Origin of the sequence: Methylobacterium durans, assembly GCF_003173715.1 — a bacterium.
GTDB classification, from domain to species: domain Bacteria; phylum Pseudomonadota; class Alphaproteobacteria; order Rhizobiales; family Beijerinckiaceae; genus Methylobacterium; species Methylobacterium durans.
Genome location: NZ_CP029550.1, coordinates 1511027 through 1529149, shown reverse-complemented (window position 1 = coordinate 1529149; position 18123 = coordinate 1511027). Strand labels below are relative to the sequence as shown.

At 70.0% G+C, this 18123-nt stretch carries 18 protein-coding genes and 3 pseudogenes; 12 read left to right on the top strand and 9 right to left on the bottom strand.

Annotation, left to right across the window (positions count from 1 at the left end; all coding sequences use genetic code 11):
• Positions 1–6: 6 nt before the first annotated feature.
• Positions 7–812: pseudogene (locus DK389_RS07070) on the bottom strand (purine-nucleoside phosphorylase).
• 7 nt (positions 813–819) lie between these two features.
• The gene (locus tag DK389_RS07065; protein WP_236960690.1) at positions 820–1257 is read right to left on the bottom strand and encodes a cytidine deaminase; all 438 of its coding nucleotides are present in this window, start codon (positions 1255–1257) and stop codon (positions 820–822) included.
• A gap of 134 nt (positions 1258–1391) precedes the next feature.
• Here DK389_RS07065 and DK389_RS07060 point away from each other — a divergent pair, with 134 nt between their 5' ends.
• Positions 1392–1610, top strand: a complete 219-nt coding sequence (locus DK389_RS07060; RefSeq protein WP_109896109.1) for a DUF2093 domain-containing protein — start codon at positions 1392–1394, stop codon at positions 1608–1610.
• 9 nt (positions 1611–1619) lie between these two features.
• On the opposite strand, the gene lpxK is transcribed toward DK389_RS07060, so the two are convergent.
• The 3 genes and pseudogenes from lpxK to DK389_RS07045 form a co-directional block, all read right to left on the bottom strand.
• Positions 1620–2600, bottom strand: coding sequence for a tetraacyldisaccharide 4'-kinase (gene lpxK, locus DK389_RS07055; RefSeq protein WP_109896107.1), 981 nt, complete (start codon positions 2598–2600; stop codon positions 1620–1622).
• A gap of 146 nt (positions 2601–2746) precedes the next feature.
• Positions 2747–4051, bottom strand: a complete 1305-nt coding sequence (locus tag DK389_RS07050) for a 3-deoxy-D-manno-octulosonic acid transferase (RefSeq protein WP_109888397.1) — start codon at positions 4049–4051, stop codon at positions 2747–2749.
• 22 nt (positions 4052–4073) lie between these two features.
• A pseudogene (locus DK389_RS07045) lies at positions 4074–4787 on the bottom strand (lysophospholipid acyltransferase family protein); the annotation flags it as partial.
• Positions 4788–5100: 313 nt separating this feature from the next.
• Here DK389_RS07045 and DK389_RS07040 point away from each other — a divergent pair.
• Together DK389_RS07040 and DK389_RS07035 are read left to right on the top strand one after the other, a co-directional pair.
• Positions 5101–5610, top strand: a pseudogene (locus DK389_RS07040) (VIT1/CCC1 transporter family protein); the annotation flags it as partial.
• An 89-nt stretch (positions 5611–5699) separates the two neighbouring features.
• Positions 5700–6611: a metallophosphoesterase family protein gene (locus DK389_RS07035; protein ID WP_109888393.1), complete on the top strand. Its 912-nt coding sequence runs from the start codon at positions 5700–5702 to the stop codon at positions 6609–6611.
• A 68-nt stretch (positions 6612–6679) separates the two neighbouring features.
• Here the strand turns inward: DK389_RS07035 and DK389_RS33365 are convergent, their stop codons facing one another.
• A complete protein-coding gene (locus DK389_RS33365; protein ID WP_194075172.1) occupies positions 6680–6841 on the bottom strand; it encodes a hypothetical protein in 162 nt (53 codons plus the stop codon).
• Between the two features lie 409 nt (positions 6842–7250).
• On the opposite strand from DK389_RS33365, the gene DK389_RS07030 reads away from it, so the two are divergent.
• The 8 genes from DK389_RS07030 to DK389_RS32125 all read left to right on the top strand — a co-directional run bounded on the left by DK389_RS07030 (position 7251) and on the right by DK389_RS32125 (position 14067).
• Positions 7251–8168, top strand: a complete 918-nt coding sequence (locus DK389_RS07030; RefSeq protein ID WP_109888391.1) for a branched-chain amino acid ABC transporter permease — start codon at positions 7251–7253, stop codon at positions 8166–8168.
• A 5-nt stretch (positions 8169–8173) separates the two neighbouring features.
• A complete protein-coding gene (livM, locus tag DK389_RS07025; protein WP_109888389.1) occupies positions 8174–9574 on the top strand; it encodes a high-affinity branched-chain amino acid ABC transporter permease LivM in 1401 nt (466 codons plus the stop codon).
• The gene (locus tag DK389_RS07020; protein ID WP_109888387.1) at positions 9574–10449 is read left to right on the top strand and encodes an ABC transporter ATP-binding protein; all 876 of its coding nucleotides are present in this window, start codon (positions 9574–9576) and stop codon (positions 10447–10449) included. Before livM ends, DK389_RS07020 begins: the two co-directional genes overlap by 1 nt.
• A complete protein-coding gene (locus DK389_RS07015) occupies positions 10446–11258 on the top strand; it encodes an ABC transporter ATP-binding protein (RefSeq protein ID WP_109888385.1) in 813 nt (270 codons plus the stop codon). Before DK389_RS07020 ends, DK389_RS07015 begins: the two co-directional genes overlap by 4 nt.
• A gap of 2 nt (positions 11259–11260) precedes the next feature.
• Positions 11261–11620 (top strand): DUF6867 family protein, encoded by a 360-nt coding sequence (locus tag DK389_RS07010; RefSeq protein ID WP_109888383.1) that lies wholly within the window; start codon positions 11261–11263, stop codon positions 11618–11620.
• 49 nt (positions 11621–11669) lie between these two features.
• The gene (locus DK389_RS07005; protein WP_194075171.1) at positions 11670–12803 is read left to right on the top strand and encodes a branched-chain amino acid ABC transporter substrate-binding protein; all 1134 of its coding nucleotides are present in this window, start codon (positions 11670–11672) and stop codon (positions 12801–12803) included.
• A 158-nt stretch (positions 12804–12961) separates the two neighbouring features.
• Positions 12962–13690 carry a sulfite exporter TauE/SafE family protein gene (locus DK389_RS07000; RefSeq protein WP_109888381.1) on the top strand — a complete coding sequence of 243 codons (729 nt, stop codon included), beginning with the start codon at positions 12962–12964 and terminating at the stop codon, positions 13688–13690.
• A 137-nt stretch (positions 13691–13827) separates the two neighbouring features.
• Positions 13828–14067 carry a hypothetical protein gene (locus DK389_RS32125; protein ID WP_162560544.1) on the top strand — a complete coding sequence of 80 codons (240 nt, stop codon included), beginning with the start codon at positions 13828–13830 and terminating at the stop codon, positions 14065–14067.
• 9 nt (positions 14068–14076) lie between these two features.
• On the opposite strand, the gene DK389_RS06990 is transcribed toward DK389_RS32125, so the two are convergent.
• A complete protein-coding gene (locus DK389_RS06990; protein ID WP_109888377.1) occupies positions 14077–15363 on the bottom strand; it encodes a GGDEF domain-containing protein in 1287 nt (428 codons plus the stop codon).
• Positions 15364–15613: 250 nt separating this feature from the next.
• Here DK389_RS06990 and DK389_RS06985 point away from each other — a divergent pair, with 250 nt between their 5' ends.
• Complete coding sequence (locus tag DK389_RS06985; RefSeq protein WP_109888375.1) at positions 15614–15793, top strand: CsbD family protein; 180 nt, start codon at positions 15614–15616, stop codon at positions 15791–15793.
• Between the two features lie 308 nt (positions 15794–16101).
• On the opposite strand, the gene DK389_RS06980 is transcribed toward DK389_RS06985, so the two are convergent.
• Positions 16102–16776 (bottom strand): PAS domain-containing protein, encoded by a 675-nt coding sequence (locus tag DK389_RS06980; RefSeq protein WP_162560543.1) that lies wholly within the window; start codon positions 16774–16776, stop codon positions 16102–16104.
• 93 nt (positions 16777–16869) lie between these two features.
• Positions 16870–18117, bottom strand: a complete 1248-nt coding sequence (locus DK389_RS06975; RefSeq protein ID WP_109888372.1) for a glycosyltransferase — start codon at positions 18115–18117, stop codon at positions 16870–16872.
• Positions 18118–18123: the final 6 nt, after the last annotated feature.

Sequence of the window (18123 nt, the reverse complement as noted above, 5' to 3'; positions counted from 1 at the left end):
TCACCCTCACGCCTGAGGCCCGAGGCGCTCGACGAAGGCCGTCACCAGCCGCGTCAGATCCGCGGCCGCACGGGCCGCCGCTGCCTTCGTCTCGGTGTGGTGCGGATCACCGCCGCCGATGCCCGCGGCCCGGTTCGTCACCACAGAAAGGGCGACGATGCGCAATCCGAAGAAGCGGGCGAGGATCACCTCCGGCACCGTCGACATGCCGACGAGGTCTGCGCCGAGACGGCCTGCCATGCGCACCTCGGCCGGTGTCTCGAAGCTCGGGCCGGAGAACCACGCGTAGATGCCCTCATGCAGGGGAAGACTGGACTCGCGCGCGGCCTCGCGCATCCGGTCCCGCAACGTCGGGTCATAGGCTTCCGTCATCGGCACGAAGCGCGCGTCGCTCGCCTCGCCGATCAACGGGTTGAGACCCGAGAGATTGAGGTGGTCGGTGAGCATCACGAGGCTGCCGGGCCCGGCCTCGGTCATCAGCGAGCCTGACGCGTTGGTGAGAACGAGCGCATCGGCCCCCAGGGCTGCGACGGTGCCGACCGGGATACGCATCGCTGCCGCGTCGCCGCGCTCGTAGGCGTGGGCGCGGCCCTCCAGCACCAGGACGGGCCGGCCGCCGAGGCGGCCCCTGTGCAGGCTGCCGCCGTGCCCGCTCACGCCGGGCTTGGGAAACCCGGAATCGCGGCGTAGGGCAGGCTCTCGCGCTCCGCGAGGCTCGCGGCCAGGAGCCCGAGCCCAGTGCCGGTCACGATCGCGCAGGCGTACGGGCCGGCGAAGCCCGCCTGACCTAGCGCCGCGACGGCGCGATCGATATCGGACTCAGCGCCCACCACCGAGAGTCTCCGGGCCGAAGGAAGCGGGCAGGAGTTCGTCCAAGCTGAACGTGCGGCGCAGGCCATCCGGCCCGGCGACGTGGATCGGGGTTGCGCCCTCCGTGAACTCCCGGATGCGCTGGCGGCAGGCGCCGCAGGGTGTCACGAGCTCCGCTCCGCCGCCGAGGACGAGGATGGCATCGATCCGCCGCCCCCCGCCCGCGACCATCGCGGCGATGGCGCCTGCCTCCGCGCAGGTGCCGACCGGATAGGCTGCGTTCTCCACGTTGCAGCCGGCGTGGATCGTCCCCGTCTCGTCGCGCAAGGCGGCGCCGACCGGGAAGCCAGAATACGGGGCGTGGGCCCGCGCCCGTGCGGCGGCGGCCGCCCGGAACAGGTCCTCGATCGCGGGGCTCATGCGGGCGGGCCCGCGTCCATGGGCCATCTCGGGGCCGCTGTCTCAGCGCACATGGCGCGATCATTGGCACTGGCCGGGCGGCCCGTCGAGGGGCGAGATCGACAAGGCCCGGCGAGGCTCCTATGAGCGAGGACGGAGATTTCGCGAACCGGGAGAGCGGGATGCTGGGCCGTTACGAGCGTGGAGCGAGCGGCGAGGCGGTGGTGGAGTACGGCGACGGCACCATGCGGGTGATCAAGCCCGGCAGCTACGTGCGCTGTGCGGTGACCGGCGAACCGATCCACCTTGACGCCCTGCGCTACTGGAGCGTCGAGCGCCAGGAGGCCTACGCGACACCCGACGCCGCCATGCAGCGGCTGAAGGAGGCGGGGGCCCGCTGAAAGGCCGCCTCAGCGCGCACGGACGAGCGCGGTGAGTTGCCTCCGCATCGGTTCCGGATCGGCAAAGCGCAGCGCGACGGGGAGGGCACGCACCCGGGCCCGGAATTCCGGCGGCAGGCGGACCGCATCCTTCTCGGTGGTGACGAGATCCGCCCCGAGCCGGTCTGCGGCATCGGCAAGCGCTGAGAGGTCACCGGCGCCGAAGGGATGATGATCGGGGAAGGCGCGGCTCCCTGCGATCGCCGCCCCCGTCGCGCGCAGGCTCTCGAAGAATTTTTCAGGCCGTCCGATCCCCGCGAAGGCGTAGACGCGCCGGCCCGCGAAGCCACTCGCCGCGGCCACCAAGGCGGCCCGGTACACCGGCAGGCCCCGCCGTTCCGCCTCACGCGCCAGGGGATCGCCGGCCACGCCTTCGCCGACGAGGACGAGGCCGCCGACATGGCGCCACTGCCGGTCGAGGGGGGCCCGCAGGGGGCCGGCCGGGAAGGGAAGGCCGTTTCCGATGCCCGCGCCGGCATCGACCACGGCGAGCGCCAGATCCTTGGCGAGGCTCGGGTTCTGCAGGCCGTCATCCATGACGATGACGTCCGCGCCCGCCGCGAGGCAGGCGCGTGCTCCGGCCGGGCGGTCTCGGGAAACGATGGTCGGGGCGACCCGGGCGAGGAGGAGGGGCTCGTCGCCCACCTCTCGCGCCGCGTGCCGATCCGGGTCCACGACGACCGGGCCCGCGAACTGCCCGCCGTAGCCGCGGCTGAGGAAGGCGGGCCGGTGACGCATCTCGGCGAGCAGGGCGGCGATCGCCAGAGCGGTCGGCGTCTTGCCGGCGCCACCGAGGGTGACGTTTCCGATGCAGAGGACGGGGCACGGGAGGCGCTCGCCCGGCCGATCCATGCGAGCAGCGGTGAGCGCCCCGTAGACGCGCCCGATCGGCGTGAGAAGCCGCGCCGCCGGGTGACCGGGACCGGCGGACCAGAACCGAGGCGGCCGCATCATTCGAAGGCCGGATGAGGTCCGAACGGAGCGTTGCGGAGGCCGACCGCTTCGAATCGATCCGTACCCGTCACCTGGCCAGCGTTCCGCGAAATACCCGCGATACTCAGTTCACCGTCGACCCGTCCAATCATCCGGCGACGGTATCAGGAGGGGTTCAGTGCCGCGAGCTTCATCTGCGCGATGAAGGGGTCGAGCACGGCGAGGGTCCGTTCCACCGCGCCCTCGAAGGGACGCAGGGCCCGCTGGCCGGAGGTGGCGATCACGCGGATGCGGCGGGGATCGTCCAGAAGTTCGCCGACCGTGGCGGTGAGTTCCGCCCCGTCCGCGACGGAGAGTGCGCCGCCGGCTTCATCGAGGGCGCGGTAGACCTGCTCGAAATTGTGCGTGTGGGGCCCGTGCACCACCGCTGTATCGAGGCGCACGGGCTCGATCGGGTTCTGGCCACCGTGGGGAACGAGCGAGCCGCCGAGATAGACGAGCGGGCTCAGCCGGTAGAACAGGCCGAGCTCGCCGATCGTGTCCGCCACGTAGACCTCGACGGACGGGTGCGGTCGTCCGCCCGCCGCCCGACGCGCCGTGCGCAGCCCTTCGGCGGCGGCGCAGGATGCCGCCTCCTCGCCCCGCCGCGGGTGGCGCGGCACGATGATGGTGAGGAGCCGGGGCAGGCGCTCCTTCAAGGCCGCGTGCGTGCGCGCCACCAGGGCATCCTCGCCCGCATGCGTGCTCGCCGCGACCCAGACGGGCCGGTCGCCGATCATGTCCCCGAGATAGGCGATCTGCTGCCGGTCGGCGGGTGGCACGGCGGCGTCGTATTTGAGATTCCCGGCAACGCTCACCCGCGGTGCGCCGAGGCGCTCGAAACGCTCCGCATCCTCCTTGGTCTGCGCGAGGCAGATGGCGATGCGGGCCAGGAGTGCCTGTGCGGTGCGCGGCGAGCGCTCCCAGCCCCTGAAGGAACGCTCCGACATCCGCCCGTTGACGAGGAGAAGCGGGACCGCGCGGGCGTGCAGGGCCAGGATGGTGTTCGGCCAGATCTCGGATTCGGCCACGAGGGCGAGGTCCGGCTGCCAATGGTCGAGGAAGCGCTCGATCCAGCGGGGCGCGTCGAGGGGCATGTACTGGTGCACGGCGCCCGGCGGCAGGCGGCTGCCGATCAGTTCGGCCGCCGTCCTCGTGCCCGTCGTCACCAAGACCGAGAATCCGCGCCGGATCATCCCGTCGACCAGACCGACGAGCGAGAGCGCCTCGCCGATACTCGCCCCGTGCATCCAGACGAGGGAGCCGACCGGGCGTGCTCGGCCCGGAAGGCCGCGCCGCTCGGGCAGGCGCCCCGGATCCTCCTTGCCGCGGCGCGCCCGGACGGCGAGCAGGCCCGCCAGCGCCGGTTCGCCGAGATAGAGCCCGGCCCGGTAGGCCCGAAGGGCGAGGGTGAGCGGAGGCGCCCTCATGCCGGCAGCCCCAGGATGGCAGGCCGATCCGGTCCGGTCTCCCGACGAGGCCGTAGGCTTGGTCGTGGACGCGGTTCATCTCCGCCTCGACCCGGCGCCGCAAGTTCTCGAAGGTCTCGGCATCCGCCTCGCGCGGTACGGAGATCGGCTCGCCGAACACCATCGCACCGCGGCCGAAGGGAAGCCCGAGGCAGGCCCGGTCCCAGGAATTGAATCGCAGGTGACGGCTCGTCACCACGGCGACGGGCACGATCGGCCGGCCCGAGAAGCGGGCCAGCGTCATGATGCCGGCGTCGCAGCGGCGCGAGACTTTCGGAACATCGGCGCTGAAGGCGACCGTCTCGCCGTCCTTGAGCGCCCGCAGCATGGCGCGCAGGCCCTCGGCGCCGCCCTTGGCGCGGGCGTCGCGCACGACGCGGCCTCGCGCGCCCGAGGCCCGCATCACTCGGATGCCGAGGCGCTCCAACGCGATCGTGTTGATGTTGCCGTCCGGGTTGCGGGAAATGATCGTCGCGACGCGATCCTGAGGCCGGCGCAGGAACGGCACCATGATGTGCTGGCCGTGCCACATGCCCGCGATGAAGGGCGTGAGCCGGTCGATCCACGCGTCGGTCTCCTCGGCGGGGATCACGCTGAAGCGATTGGTCCGTCGAACAAGCCGCAGGTAATCGGCGGCGAGGTGGCCCAACGCGCCCTGGACGGCCGGCAATCGGCTGATGCGTTTGACGAGGCTCATGTCTCGCTTCTGAAAGTCCGGCGACCCGATCCGGGCGCGTCGCAGGAATCCTGTTCTGACCGTCGGGCTCGCCCCTCTGGACGAGCGATCGCGGCCCTCTCAAGCAGCCTGTCGGGGCGGCGGCCTGTCTAGCTCCGATCCCTCCGGAGCATCAACCGAACGGGCCGGCGGCGCCCTTCACAGAGCCGTGGGCTCCTAAGTTAGGCAGCGGGCGAAAAAGCGGCGCCCGACTTGTTTAGATCCATTCTAATATATAGATTGGAATCAATCCAAACAGGAACGCTGCCGCATGCCGATCGCTCTTCCGAATGCCATCGAGCCCGACGCTACCGCCGAGGAACGCCACCGCAGCTTCGTGTTGCAATACGTGCAGCCCGCGCTCGCTGGGTTGATCGACGGCTCCGTCTCGACGCTGGCTCCGATTTTCGCGGCCGCCTTCGCCACGCACAGCAACGGGGCGACATTCCTTGTCGGTCTCGCCGCCTCGGTCGGAGCCGGCATCAGCATGGGCTTTACCGAGGCCCTCTCGGACGACGGGCAGGTGACTGGGCGCGGCTCGCCCGTGATCCGAGGCGCCGTCTGCGGCGTCGCGACGGCTCTCGGCGGCCTGGGCCACACGCTGCCCTACGCGATCCCCGATGCCTGGCCGAACGCCTTCCTGCTCGCGACGGGACTCGCCATCGCCGTCGTGGTGCTGGAGCTTCTGATCATCTCCGGCATCCGCACCCGCTACATGGCGACGCCATTCTGGCGCGCCTCCCTGCAGGTGGTGATCGGCGGCATCCTCGTCCTGCTGGCGGGCGTCCTTATCGGGAGCGCATGAGGCGGTCCCGCATCCGCGGCACGCTTGACGCGGGAAGCCCGAGCCGCGATGCGGAGCCGGCGCGATGCGCGCGGTGATTGTCCGGCCCCATGTTCCGTCTCGCCCATCTCACCGACCCGCATGTCGGCCCGCTGGCGCGGCCGCGGCTGCGGCAGCTCTTCAGCAAGCGGGCCACAGGCTACGCCAACTGGCGGCGCGGACGGTCCCGCAGCCACGACATGGAGGTCCTAGCGGCCCTCGTCGCGGACATGAGGGTGCAATCGCCCGACCACGTCGCCTGCACGGGCGATCTCTGCAACATCGGCCTGCCGAGCGAGTGGGAGACGGCGCGCGTCTTCCTGGAAGCGCTGGGCACGCCCGAGCGCGTCAGCTTCGTGCCCGGCAATCACGATGCCTACGTGCGCGGCTCCCTCGATGGGCTGCTCGGCACCTGCGGCCCCTGGACGGCGGACGATGCGGGGCGTCGCGGGTGCTTCCCCTTTCTGCGACGGCGCGGGCCTGTCGCCCTCGTCGGCCTGTCGTCGGCGATCCCGACGAAGCCCTTCGCTGCGAGCGGGCGGCTCGGGGAGGCGCAACTCGCCGCCGCGGAAGCGCTCCTCGTCGCGCTGGGAAGCGAGCCCGATCGGCCCTGCCGGGTGGTGATGATCCACCATCCGCCGCATCCGGGCGGTGCGGTGGCGGGCCGCGAGCTCAAGGACGCGGCGGCGTTCACGGCGATGATCGGCCGGGCGGGCGCGGAGCTGATCCTGCACGGCCACAACCATGTCGGCAGCGTCGCGCACGTTCCGGGACCGGATGGCCTGAGGGTGCCGGTCGTCGGCGGGCCCTCGGCCTCCGCGCGAGCTGGCACGCATGCCGACCTGCCAGCCCGGCGCGCCGCCTACTATCTCTACGCGTTCACGTGCGAGGGCGGTCGACACCGCATCAGCGCGACGAGCCGCGGCCTCAACGGCAGCGGTCTCATCGAGGATCTGGGTCCGCTTGATCTCGCCGGAGCGTGAGAGCCTGCAAATTCCGTCGACCTCGTGCGGGATGCGCAGAAGCAGGCGCGCGCGTCAGGGTGCGGCTCTCATGCCTCCGGAGGTAGCAGGGCGTCCCGCCGCTGACGGGCGATGGTCGCCTCGTAGCGCTCGGCTTGAAGGCGCGTCAGGCCTGCGATCAGCGCGGTGGGGCCGCGGTAGACGGTGTAGGTGCCGTCCTGGGTGGGTTTCACACGAATCATCTCGGACATGGGAGCCACCCTGCCTTTGAGGTTGATCGTCGAACGCTGTCACGATGGCACGACGTTAACCCGCCGTTCAGACGGCGCAAGCCCTTCACAGTACCTTCTACCTAAGTATTTCTGCTGCGCTGCGAGAGGAAAAGCCATCGCTGTCCTTGGCCGGTCGCGCCGTCTCGACTGAATTAACAAGAGAAAAGCGTGGCCGTACGCCGCGTGCTGCGATGCGGGAAGCGCTGCAATCGCCGCGCGCATTTTGCTGGCTGATCGGCTATGGTCCGGCCAAAGCCGCCCGGGAAACGGACGGAGGATGGGGGAATCCGCGGCGCGCCGGCGACGGCGACCGGTACGGGACTTGCCCTGGCTCCTACGCTCGGCGAGGCTCCCGCCTCAGGCCCGGAACGACGCGAGACAGCGCCGAATGGATGTGTTCGTACAGCAGCTGATCAACGGGCTCACGCTCGGGGCGATCTACGGTCTGATCGCGATCGGCTACACGATGGTCTTCGGCATCATCGGGATGGTGAACTTCGCCCACGGCGACGTCTTCATGGTGTCGACCTTCATCGCGCTGATCGGCTTCCTCATCCTCACGACCTGGCTCGGGATCGCCTCGGTCCCGCTCGCGCTGATCGTTGTGCTCCTGATCACCATGCCTCTCACCGCCCTCTGGGGCTGGGCGATCGAGCGCGTCGCTTACCGGCCGCTGCGCGGCTCCTTCCGGCTCGCGCCGCTGATCTCGGCGATCGGGGTCTCGATCTTCCTGTCGAATTTCGTGCAGGTGGCACAGGGCGCGCGCAACAAGCCGACACCGCCGATGCTGAACGGCGGCTTCACCCTGTTCGAGCGCGACGGCTATGCCGTGACCCTTTCCTACAAGCAGTGCCTGATCATGGCCGTGACCGTGATCTTGCTCGCCGGCTTCTGGTATCTCGTCCAGCGCACGGCCTTCGGCCGGGCGCAACGGGCCTGCGAGCAGGACCGGCGCATGGCCGCGCTCCTCGGCATCGACGTCGATCGGACGATCTCGTTGACCTTCGTTCTCGGTGCGGCGCTCGCGGCGGTCGCCGGCGTCCTCTACCTCCTCTACTACGGCGTCGTCTCGTTCTCGGACGGGTTCGTGCCCGGGGTGAAAGCGTTCACGGCGGCCGTTCTCGGCGGCATCGGCTCGCTGCCGGGCGCCGTTCTCGGCGGGCTGATCATCGGGCTCATCGAGACCTTCTGGTCGGCCTATTTCTCGATCGAGTACAAGGATGTCGCCGCCTTCTCGATCCTCGCCATCGTCCTGATCTTCATGCCGTCGGGCATCCTCGGCCGGGCCGAGGTCGAGAAGGTCTGAGCGGCATGGCCGGCACCAAGCTGGACGGGGTGGCGCGAGGTCCGGACCTCGGGGGGATCCTGCGGGACGCGGGGCTCTATGCCCTCGTCACCCTCGGGCTCTGCATCCCGGTCGTGAGCTACCGGACCGATCTCAGCCAGACGAGCGCCCTCGACCTCACCCCGCGCTGGGGGCTGGTCGCCGGCCTCTGCGCGGCGATCTTCGTCCTTCGCGTGGCCCAGCGCCTGATCCTGTTCCGCCGGGACGCGCGCCGCGCGCTCACCCCTTCGCCGCGTCAGGCGACGGAAGCCGTCGACGCGACGCCGCATGCCGGCCAGCGGATCTCGTCCCTGGCGCTGCCGCTCTTCCTCGGCGCGGCCCTGGCGCTGCCGCTCGTCGCCGCGCTCGCGAGCGGCGGCCTCGGACCCGCGCGCTACTGGATCGACCTCGGCATCCTGATCCTCACCTACGTGATGCTCGGCTGGGGGCTCAACATCGTCGTTGGGCTCGCGGGCCTGCTCGACCTCGGCTACGTCGCCTTCTACGCGGTCGGCGCCTACACCTACGCGCTGCTCGCCACCACCTTCGGCCTGTCGTTCTGGCTCTGCCTGCCGCTCGCTGGGCTCGCCGCCGGGCTCTGGGGCATGCTGCTCGGCTTCCCCGTCCTGCGCCTGCGGGGCGACTATCTCGCCATCGTGACGCTGGCCTTCGGCGAGATCATCCGCCTCGTCCTGATCAACTGGGTCGACCTGACCGGCGGCTCGGCCGGCATCTCGTCGATCCCGCGGGCGAGCTTCTTCGGCATCCCGTTCACGGCCGGGCCGACCGGCTTCGCGGCGACGTTCGGCCTCAACTTCGACGCGATGCACCGCAACGTCTTCCTCTACTACCTGATCCTGGCGCTGGCGCTGATCACCAACGCGGTGACGCTCCGCCTGCGGCGCCTGCCGATCGGCCGAGCCTGGGAAGCTCTGCGCGAGGATGAGATCGCCTGCCGATCGCTCGGCATCAACACCACGACGACGAAGCTCACCGCCTTCGCGCTCGGCGCCATGTTCGGCGGCTTCGCGGGCTCCTTCTTCGCCGTGCGCCAGGGCTTCATCAGTCCGGAGAGCTTCAACTTCCTGGAGAGCGCGATCATCCTGGCGATCGTGGTCCTCGGTGGCATGGGCAGCCAGGTCGGCGTCGCGATCGCCGCCATCGCGATGGTCGGCGGGCCGGAACTCCTGCGCAACCTCGGCTTCCTGAAAGCGGTCTTCGGCGCCGGCTTCGATCCGAACGAGTACCGCCTGCTCCTGTTCGGCCTCGCCATGGTCGCCATGATGGTCTGGCGTCCGCGCGGGCTGATCTCGGTGCGCATGCCGTCCGTCGCCCTCAACGAGCGACGGGCCGTCTCGGGTGCCCTCGTGCGCGAGGGCCACGGCTGATGTCGGGCCCGATCGAGCCGCGCAAGGTCGTCCTCACCGTCGAGCATCTCTCGATGCGCTTCGGCGGCCTGCTCGCTGTCAACGACCTCTCCTTCGAGGTCTTGCGCGGAGACATCACCGCCTTGATCGGTCCGAACGGGGCGGGCAAGACCACAGTCTTCAACTGCATCACCGGCTTCTACAAGCCGACCGAGGGGCGCCTGACCCTCGCCCATGCGGACGGCGCCCGCCACCTCTTGGAGCGGCTGCCGAACCACGCGGTGAACCGCCGGGCGCGGGTGGCCCGAACCTTCCAGAACATCCGCCTGTTCTCCGGCATGACCGTGCTGGAGAACCTCCTGGTCGCTCAGCACGCGCCGCTCATGCGCGCCTCGGGCTTCACCCTGCTCGGGCTCCTCGGCATCGGCGGCTACCGGGCGGCGGAGCGCGCCGCGATCGAGCGGGCGCGCCTGTGGCTCGAGCGGATCGGGCTGACCGCCCGCGCCGACGATCCGGCGGGCGATCTCCCCTACGGAGCGCAGCGCCGCCTCGAGATCGCGCGGGCGATGTGCACGGAGCCCGTCCTTCTCTGCCTCGACGAGCCAGCCGCCGGCCTCAACCCGCGGGAATCGGCTGAGTTGACGGAACTCCTTCGCCGCATCCGCGAGGACGGCACCTCCGTGCTCCTCATCGAGCACGACATGTCGGTGGTGATGGAGATCTCCGACCACGTCGTCGTGCTCGATTACGGCGTGAAGATCGCGGACGGCTCGCCCGGCTCCGTGCGGGCCGACCCGCGTGTCGTGGCCGCCTATCTCGGCGTCGAGGACGAGGAGGTGGAGGCCGTCGAGGCGGAGGTCGGGCTCGTCCTGCCGAGCGCGGAGGCCGAGGCATGAGCGTTGCCGGCATCAACGTCCTCGTCGAGGAGACCCGCGCACGCCAGGCGGCCGCCGCTTCCCCGCTCCTCGCGGTGCGGGGCGTCTCGGCCTATTACGGCAGCGTCGCTGCGCTCCGCGACGTCGATATCGAGGTCGCGGAGGGCGAGATCGTCACGCTGATCGGCGCCAACGGGGCCGGCAAGTCGACCCTGATGATGACGATCTTCGGCTCTCCGCAAGCGCGCACCGGCAGCGTCCGCTTCGCCGGGCAGGACATCACCCGGCTTCCAACCCACGCCATCGCGCGGCTCGGAATCGCGCAATCCCCGGAGGGGCGACGCGTCTTCCCGCGCATGAGCGTGCAGGAGAACCTGCAGATGGGCGCGAGCCTCCACGGCGGGCGCCACTTTGCCGAGGATCTGGAGCGGGTCTGCACCCTGTTCCCGCGCCTGAAGGAGCGCCTGCAGCAGCGCGCCGGCACCATGTCGGGCGGCGAGCAGCAGATGCTCGCCATCGCCCGCGCCCTGATGAGCCGGCCGCGCCTCCTCCTCCTCGACGAGCCGTCGCTCGGCCTCGCGCCCCTCGTCGTGAAGCAGATCTTCGGGGCCATCCGCGACCTCAATCGGCGCGAGGGGATGACGATCTTCCTCGTGGAGCAGAACGCCTACCACGCCCTCAAGCTCGCCCACCGGGGCTACGTCCTCGTGAACGGTCGCGTCACGATGAGCGGCAGCGGTCGCACCCTGCTCGACGATCCGGCCGTGAAGGCGGCCTACCTGGAGGGCGGCATCGTCGAGGCATCGACGATCGCCGAGGCGAAGGGCTGAGCATGCCGGCGGAACTCTTCGAGGGCTCGCCCCTTCTGTTCCTCCTCGTCACCGTGGTCATGGGCGGCTGGGCCGCCTGGATGACGGCCCGCGGCATCGCTCGGACTTGGCGCCCGTTCTGGCAAACCGTGCCGGCGCTGCTCGCGGTCGCGGCGGCCGTCCGCTTCATCCACTTCGCCCTGTTCGAGGGCACGCTCCTCTCCGGCCCCCGCTACCTCGCCGACGCCGGCGTGGTGCTGGCGATCGGAGCGATCGCCTTTCGGGCCACCCGCACCCGGCAGATGACCACCCAGTACCGCTGGCTCTACGAGCGCACCTCGCCGCTGACATGGCGGGAGCGCCCGCGCGCGGAGATGCCGTAGGATGCGGGTTCTCGCCCTCCGGGGCACCGACGACAGAAGGGGACGTGAGATGAGGACGATGGTGTTGGCGGGCCTCGCGCTCGGCCTGCTGGTCTCGGGAGAGCCGGTCTCGGTGGCGCAGGCTCAGATCAAGATCGGCGTCGCGAGCCCGGTCACCGGCGGCAGTGCCGCCTTCGGAGCGCAGATCCGCAACGGCGCTGTGCAGGCGGTCGAGGACATCAACAAGGCGGGCGGCATCAAGGGCAAGAAGTTCGAGCTGTCCAGCGGCGACGACGCCTCCGACCCGAAGCAGGGCGTCTCGGTCGCCAACAAGCTCGCCTCCGAGGGCGTCACCATGGTGGTGGGCGACTTCAATTCCGGTGTCTCGATCCCGGCCTCCGACGTCTACCAGGACGCCGGCATCATCCAGATCACACCGGCCTCGACGGCGGTGAAGTTCACCGAGCGCGGCAACTGGAACACCTTCCGCACCTGCGGCCGCGACGACCAACAGGGCGCGGTGGCGGGCGAGTATCTCGCCAAGCACTTCGCGGCCAAGAGGGTCGCCTTCGTCCACGACAAGACGCCCTACGGCAAGGGGCTCGCCGACGAGACCCGCAAGGTCTTCCGCGCCAAGGGCGGCAAGGATGCCGTCTACGAGGGCATCAATCCCGGCGAGAAGGATTTCTCCGCCCTCGTCTCGAAGCTGAAGCAGGCCGGCATCGACATCGTCTATTTCGGCGGCATCCATACGGAGGCCGGCCTGCTGATCCGGCAGATGCGGGACCAGGGCCTGCAGGCGGCGCTGATGGGCGGCGACGGCATCACCGACAAGGAGTTCGTGCAGATCGCCGGCCCGGGCGCCGAGGGCACGCTGATGACCTTCTCGCCCGATGCCCGCAAGAACCCGGACGCCAAGGACGTGGTGGCGGCCTTCAAGGCAAAGGGCATCGATCCGGAGGCCTACACGCTCTACTCCTACGCGGCGGTCCAGATCCTCGCTAAGGCGATCGAGGCGACGGGCTCGACGGACGGCAAGGCGCTCGCCGACTATCTCCACCAGGGCAAGCCGACGCGGACCGTGATCGGCGAGATCGCCTACGACAAGAAGGGCGACATCACCCGCCCCGACTACGTGATGTACGTTTGGAAGAAGAACGCTGCCGGCGCCATCGACTACAGCGGCAATGAGGTGACGCAGTAGGAGCGCGGGCGGGGGCTCTCCGCGCTCGCCGTGATCCGCGGCGCACTTGCGCATCTCAAGCGGTCGGATCGCTTCCCGGGATGTCAGGGTGGGGAGGGGCCGGCTTCTCGGAACGCCGGGTGCCCGCGGGGAGGCTAGCGAGCGAGCAGAAGATAGGGATGGGCGTTCTCTTCGTTCTCGCCGTCGGTCTCGTCGCGGGAATCATCAGCGGCATCGTGGGTACCGGCTCCTCGATCATGCTCGTGCCGGTGCTTGCCGCCGTCTACGGGCCGAAGGCGGCCGTGCCGATCATGGCTGTCGCTGCCGTGATGGCGAATGTCTCGCGGGTGCTCGCGTGGTGGCAGGCCGTCGATCGGCGCGCCTTCGCGGCCTACGCGGTGCCGGGAGCCCTCGCCGCAGCGGCCGGAGCGCGGACGCTGCTCGTGCTGCCCGCGCGCGCTGTCGACCTCGCGATCGGTGCGTTTCTTCTCGCGATGATCCCGGCCCGGCACTGGCTCGCCCGGCACCTCGTGCGCCTGAACCTCGTCCATCTCGCGCTCGGCGGGGCCGTGATCGGCTTTCTCACCGGCATCGTGGTCTCGACGGGGCCGATCTCGGTGCCGCTCTTCGTGGCCTACGGGCTGTCGAAGGGTGCCTTTATCGGCACCGAGGCCGCGGGTTCCTTCGCCGTCTACGCGAGCAAGACGCTGACCTTTCAGGGGGCGGGCGCGCTGCCGATGGCGGAGTTGGCGAAGGGGCTCGTCGTCGGCGCCTCGCTGATGGCCGGGGCATTCCTCGCCAAGCCCTTCGTGCTGAGACTCTCGCCCGAGCGCTTTCGCGTCCTGATGGATGGGCTGATGCTTCTCGCCGGGCTCAGCATGATCTGGAGTGGCCTGGTCCCCGCGTGACCGCACTCCAAGCTGCGCGATTCATCCCGAAAACGGGCGCGGCCAAGGGTCCCGGCAACCAAGGCATTGCCTTCCGGCCGCGCTTCGGCAAACTCTTCGGGCGAGAGAGGGCTTCGGCCCGGAACAGCGTGACGGCCGTGCCTCAGAATCAGCTTTCCGAGTTCCAGGTGACCGTGTCGGGCTTGGCCCGGGCCGCGGCACGCGACGAGCGCCTCGCCACCGATTACGCGCGGCTCGCAGCCTACATGGCGCAGGACGGGCGCCCATCGGCCGTCGACCTCTTCGAGGGCCTGAGCCGGCACCACGCCATCCGCGCCCTGGAGGAGCGGGGTCAGCTGGAGGCGACCGTCCACGCCCAGCACGATCCGGCGAACTGATCCACGTCGTCACGCCGCCGGCCGCGACACGCTGATGACGCGCGTGGCCGCCACGGCAATGCGCCGGGCCGGCCGCGGCCCGGTCAAAGCTTGCGTGAGAGGCCGTGTGGCGGCCTCGATCTCGACCCGGTCCCGCCCGCCGTTCTTCGCCCGGTAGAGAGCCTCGTCGGCGGCCTTGAGAAGCGAATCGGCGTCGAGCCCCTCATTCCGCCAGCGGGTCCGCGCCGCCGTCACGCCGACGCTCACGGTGACGTAGCGGCGTGGGCCGAGTCCCGGATGCGGGATCGCGAGACCGGCGACCGCCTGGCGCATCTCCTCGCCGGCCGCGCAGGCCGCCGCCTCCGTGAGGCCGGGAACCAGGGCAACGAACTCCTCGCCGCCGTAGCGGGCGATGAGGCCGCCCCGCGCCTCGACCGGTCCCCGCAACGCCTCGGCGACGCGGGTCAGGCAGGCATCCCCGGCCGCGTGACCGGCCGAGTCGTTCAGGAGCTTGAAGCGGTCGATGTCGACGACAACGATGCCGATCCAGTCGCCGTCCACCGGCCTGGATTCCCAGACCGCCCGCAGGCGCTCCGTGAACAGGCGCCGGTTCGCCACGCCCGTCAGCGGGTCCGTCTCCGAGAGAATGGTCAGGCGCGCATTCGCCTGCGCCAGGGCCTCCGCCTGCGCCTTCTCGCGCAGGCCGAACAGGAAGCTGCGCTTGGTCTCCCATTCCCGGGAATAGGCGAGCTTCAGCGGCACCAGAACCAGGCTCGCCACGAGCAGCGGGACCCCGCTGCCCCCGGTGTCGCTGAGTCCGAAGGCGACGATCGAGATCACGTAGAGGGCGAAGCTGCCGAAGCAGAAGACGAGACTGTGCCGGAAGGAGAGGGGCGCGATCATCCCGACCACGAGCGGCACGATGGCCGCGAGGATCAGGTAGGTATGCGCGTGCTCCGGCGGCGCGATCCGCGCGCTGTTGAGCACGATCGCCATATCGACGAGCCCCGTCACGAGCACCGCGCCCATCTGGACACCGGCGGAGGGACGTCCTCGCAGGATGATGATCGAGCCGATCGCCAGCGGCACGAAAAGACCGAGCGTGAGGCCCGCCGGGATGGCGATCGCCTCCGCCCCGAAGGCATCGAGATCGACCTTCAGAGACAGGATGTTGAAGGCGATGAAGATCACCATCCACGACTGGAGATACCAGCCGTCCGGCGGCTCGTGCTCGGAGTGGTAGCGCGCTTCCAGCGCCGCGGGCAGCCGGAGGTCGTACCAGCGCCGGTTCAGGCCGGCCTCAATCAGCGCGTGCATGCGGCGGGCGGCTTCATCCTTCTGGTCGGCGGCAAGGTTACCGCTGTGTCTCCTGACCGTTGGTAAAGAATCGCACAGAAATGCAACGGCCGGCGCGGGTCTCTCAGGGTCGTGCAACGCTGACGCGAGATCGGACCGCGTGTCCTGACGCGGGCCGGCATCGGCGAGCGTCAGCGGAACCGGCGAGCGTACCCGTCGTTCGCTTCCCACGGGCGCCGCGTGCGCCACCGCTCAGTTCCAGGAGGAAACCATGGCTGTCGATCAGGATCGCGTCGAAGGCTCGGCCACCAACCTCGGCGGGAAGGTCAAGGAAGGCGCCGGCCGGGTGACGGGCGACGAGAAGCTCAAGAACGAGGGCATCGCCGATCAGGTCAAGGGCAAGGTGCAGAACGCCGTGGGCAGCGTGAAGGACGCGCTCAAGGGCAAGTAGGCTCTGGCCTCCGATCGAAGACACTTGTGCGGCTCCTCGCGCGGCTCACGCGCGGGGGGCTTTCAGTATCCGAGGGATACAAGCGCGAACGCCGTCGCGAAGACCCCGCTCACCGAAACGTAGAGCGAAAGATTGATCAGGGCGGTCGCTGTGTCGGGGTTCTGACGGCGGCTAATGGTGTGCCTCATGCCAGGACGATCCGCCTGGGTGTAGCGCCGCCTCGTTGCAATCCGAATGCGCTGGCGCACACGGGATCACTGGCGCGGACCGCCCCGCGCGGCATGGTCAGCGGGCGGTGAACAGATGGCTCAGTGCAGTTCGGCGCTGACGACACCATCCTCACCGTGCGTGAGCTGACGGCTCACCTCGAATGCCGCGAATTCGATGGCCTGCCGAGCCGACCGGCTGCTCGTCCGCAGAGTCTCGGCCTGTGCGGCCAGAATGTGGGCTGCGGCGATCTCGTGGCTCGACCGCGGCACCCGACCCGGCCCGACCTCCGGGGCGATGAGGCGACCGACGAGCCCATCGGCCCTGGTTTCCTTGGACACCGCACCCAGGATTTCGTTCACCGAGCCGAGGAAGCCGAGGAAGCCGTGACGATGCGGATCGTGACGCGGCATCGCGACCGCGGCGACCCAGACGGGCCGTCCCTGCCGATCGATCAGGCGATAGCGGACGCTGAACTCGCGGCCCTCGTCGATGGCGCGTGCCACGAGAGCGCGCACGATCTCGGCATCTTCCGGATGCACCACTCGCACCCATCCGTAATTCGCGGCACTCCGCGCATCCTGCCCGGTGATCTCGGCCCATCCTGGACTGAGATAGGCGAGTCTACCGGCGGCGTTGGTCGTAAAGATCATGGATCGGCAGCGGGATTCGATGATGCCACTCTTGCTTGCATTGATGCTTGACCGCAACGAAGAATACGTCAACCCGGAGCATTCATGGCGACGGGCGGGATACGTGGCCCACGAGATCGGCACGGCCCGTCCCGATGTCGTCGACGGGATCTGCCGGCCTCACCCGAATCGAATCGGCGATGCCGAGGCCCGCCCTGGCATCGCGTCCGATCGCGGTCAGGCCGGGTGGAGGCGCTCCATCACGTCGCAGGCGGCGGGCACGCCGTCGCCCCCCGCCATCCGCTGCCGGGCCGTGGCGCAGGCCTGCGCGACCTGCGGGGCCGCCAGCATTCGGCGAATCTCGGCGGAGGCCCGTCTCGGTGTGAAGCGGCGGCGGCTGAGGGCGGTACCGACGCCGAGGCTCTTCAGGCGTTGCGCCTCGTCGAAATGGTCGAACGCGACCGGCACGACGAGTTGCGGGATCCCGGCGGCGAGGCCTTGGGCCACGGTCCCGATCCCGCCGTGATGAACCAGCGAGGCGCAGCGCGGCAGCAGCCGGCTGAACGGGGCGTAGCGCACGTGCAGGACGTCCGGCGGCAACTCGGTTGGGACTTGGTCCTCCTGTGGCGCAAGGAGGACGCCGCGCCGGCCCATGCGCCTGCAGGTCCGCACGGCGGTGTGGAAGAAGCTGCGGCCCTGGCGCATCGCCGAGCCGTAGGTGAAGGCGAGCGGCGGCTCACCTGCCTCCAGGAATGCTTCGAGGGCAGGGCTGAGGTCGTCCGCATCGCCGAAGCGGTCGGCGAGGGGGAATCCAACCTGCACAGCCTGGACCGGCCAATCGGGCTGCGGCGGCACAAACCAGTCCGCGAAGGTGAGCAGCACCCGCAAGGGGCTGTTCCACCAGTGGCGCAGGCGGCGCACCGGCGGCAGACCGAGTCGAGCACGGAACGCGTTGAGCTCGGGCAGAACGGCCGGTCCAATCACGTAGGTGTCCGCGCCGCGGCCGAGCCAGTGCCGGAACCGCGCCGGCAGGAAGGAGGGCAGGGGGAAGCCGGGCAGCACCGGGGGCGCGTGACGGCTCTCCACGAGGATCGGCATGACATGGACCGTGACGAGGGGAAGGCCGAACTTGTCCTGCGCGACCCTGGCGCCGAGGCCGAGCGTCGAGGCGACGACGATGCCCTCTCCGGGCCGCCAATTCTCCGCGAGCCAGGCGAAGGTCGGCTCCGTGAGGGCCGAGACGTAGCGGAAGGCAGCCTTCACCCCGCGCCTCGGGTGCCAGAGTTCCGGCTCCGCCGCGAATCGGGCGTAATCCGCGCAGGTGCCGAGCGCATGGAAGGCGAGCCCGGCCCGGTCCGCCATCGTCGCGAAGGGAGCCGGGGCCGCGAGCGTGACCGCGTGGCCGCGCCGGTCGAGCTCGGCCGCGAGGGCGAGGAATGGCAGAACGTCGCCGTGGCTGCCGATCGCGACGAGGAGCACCCGCATTTCCCG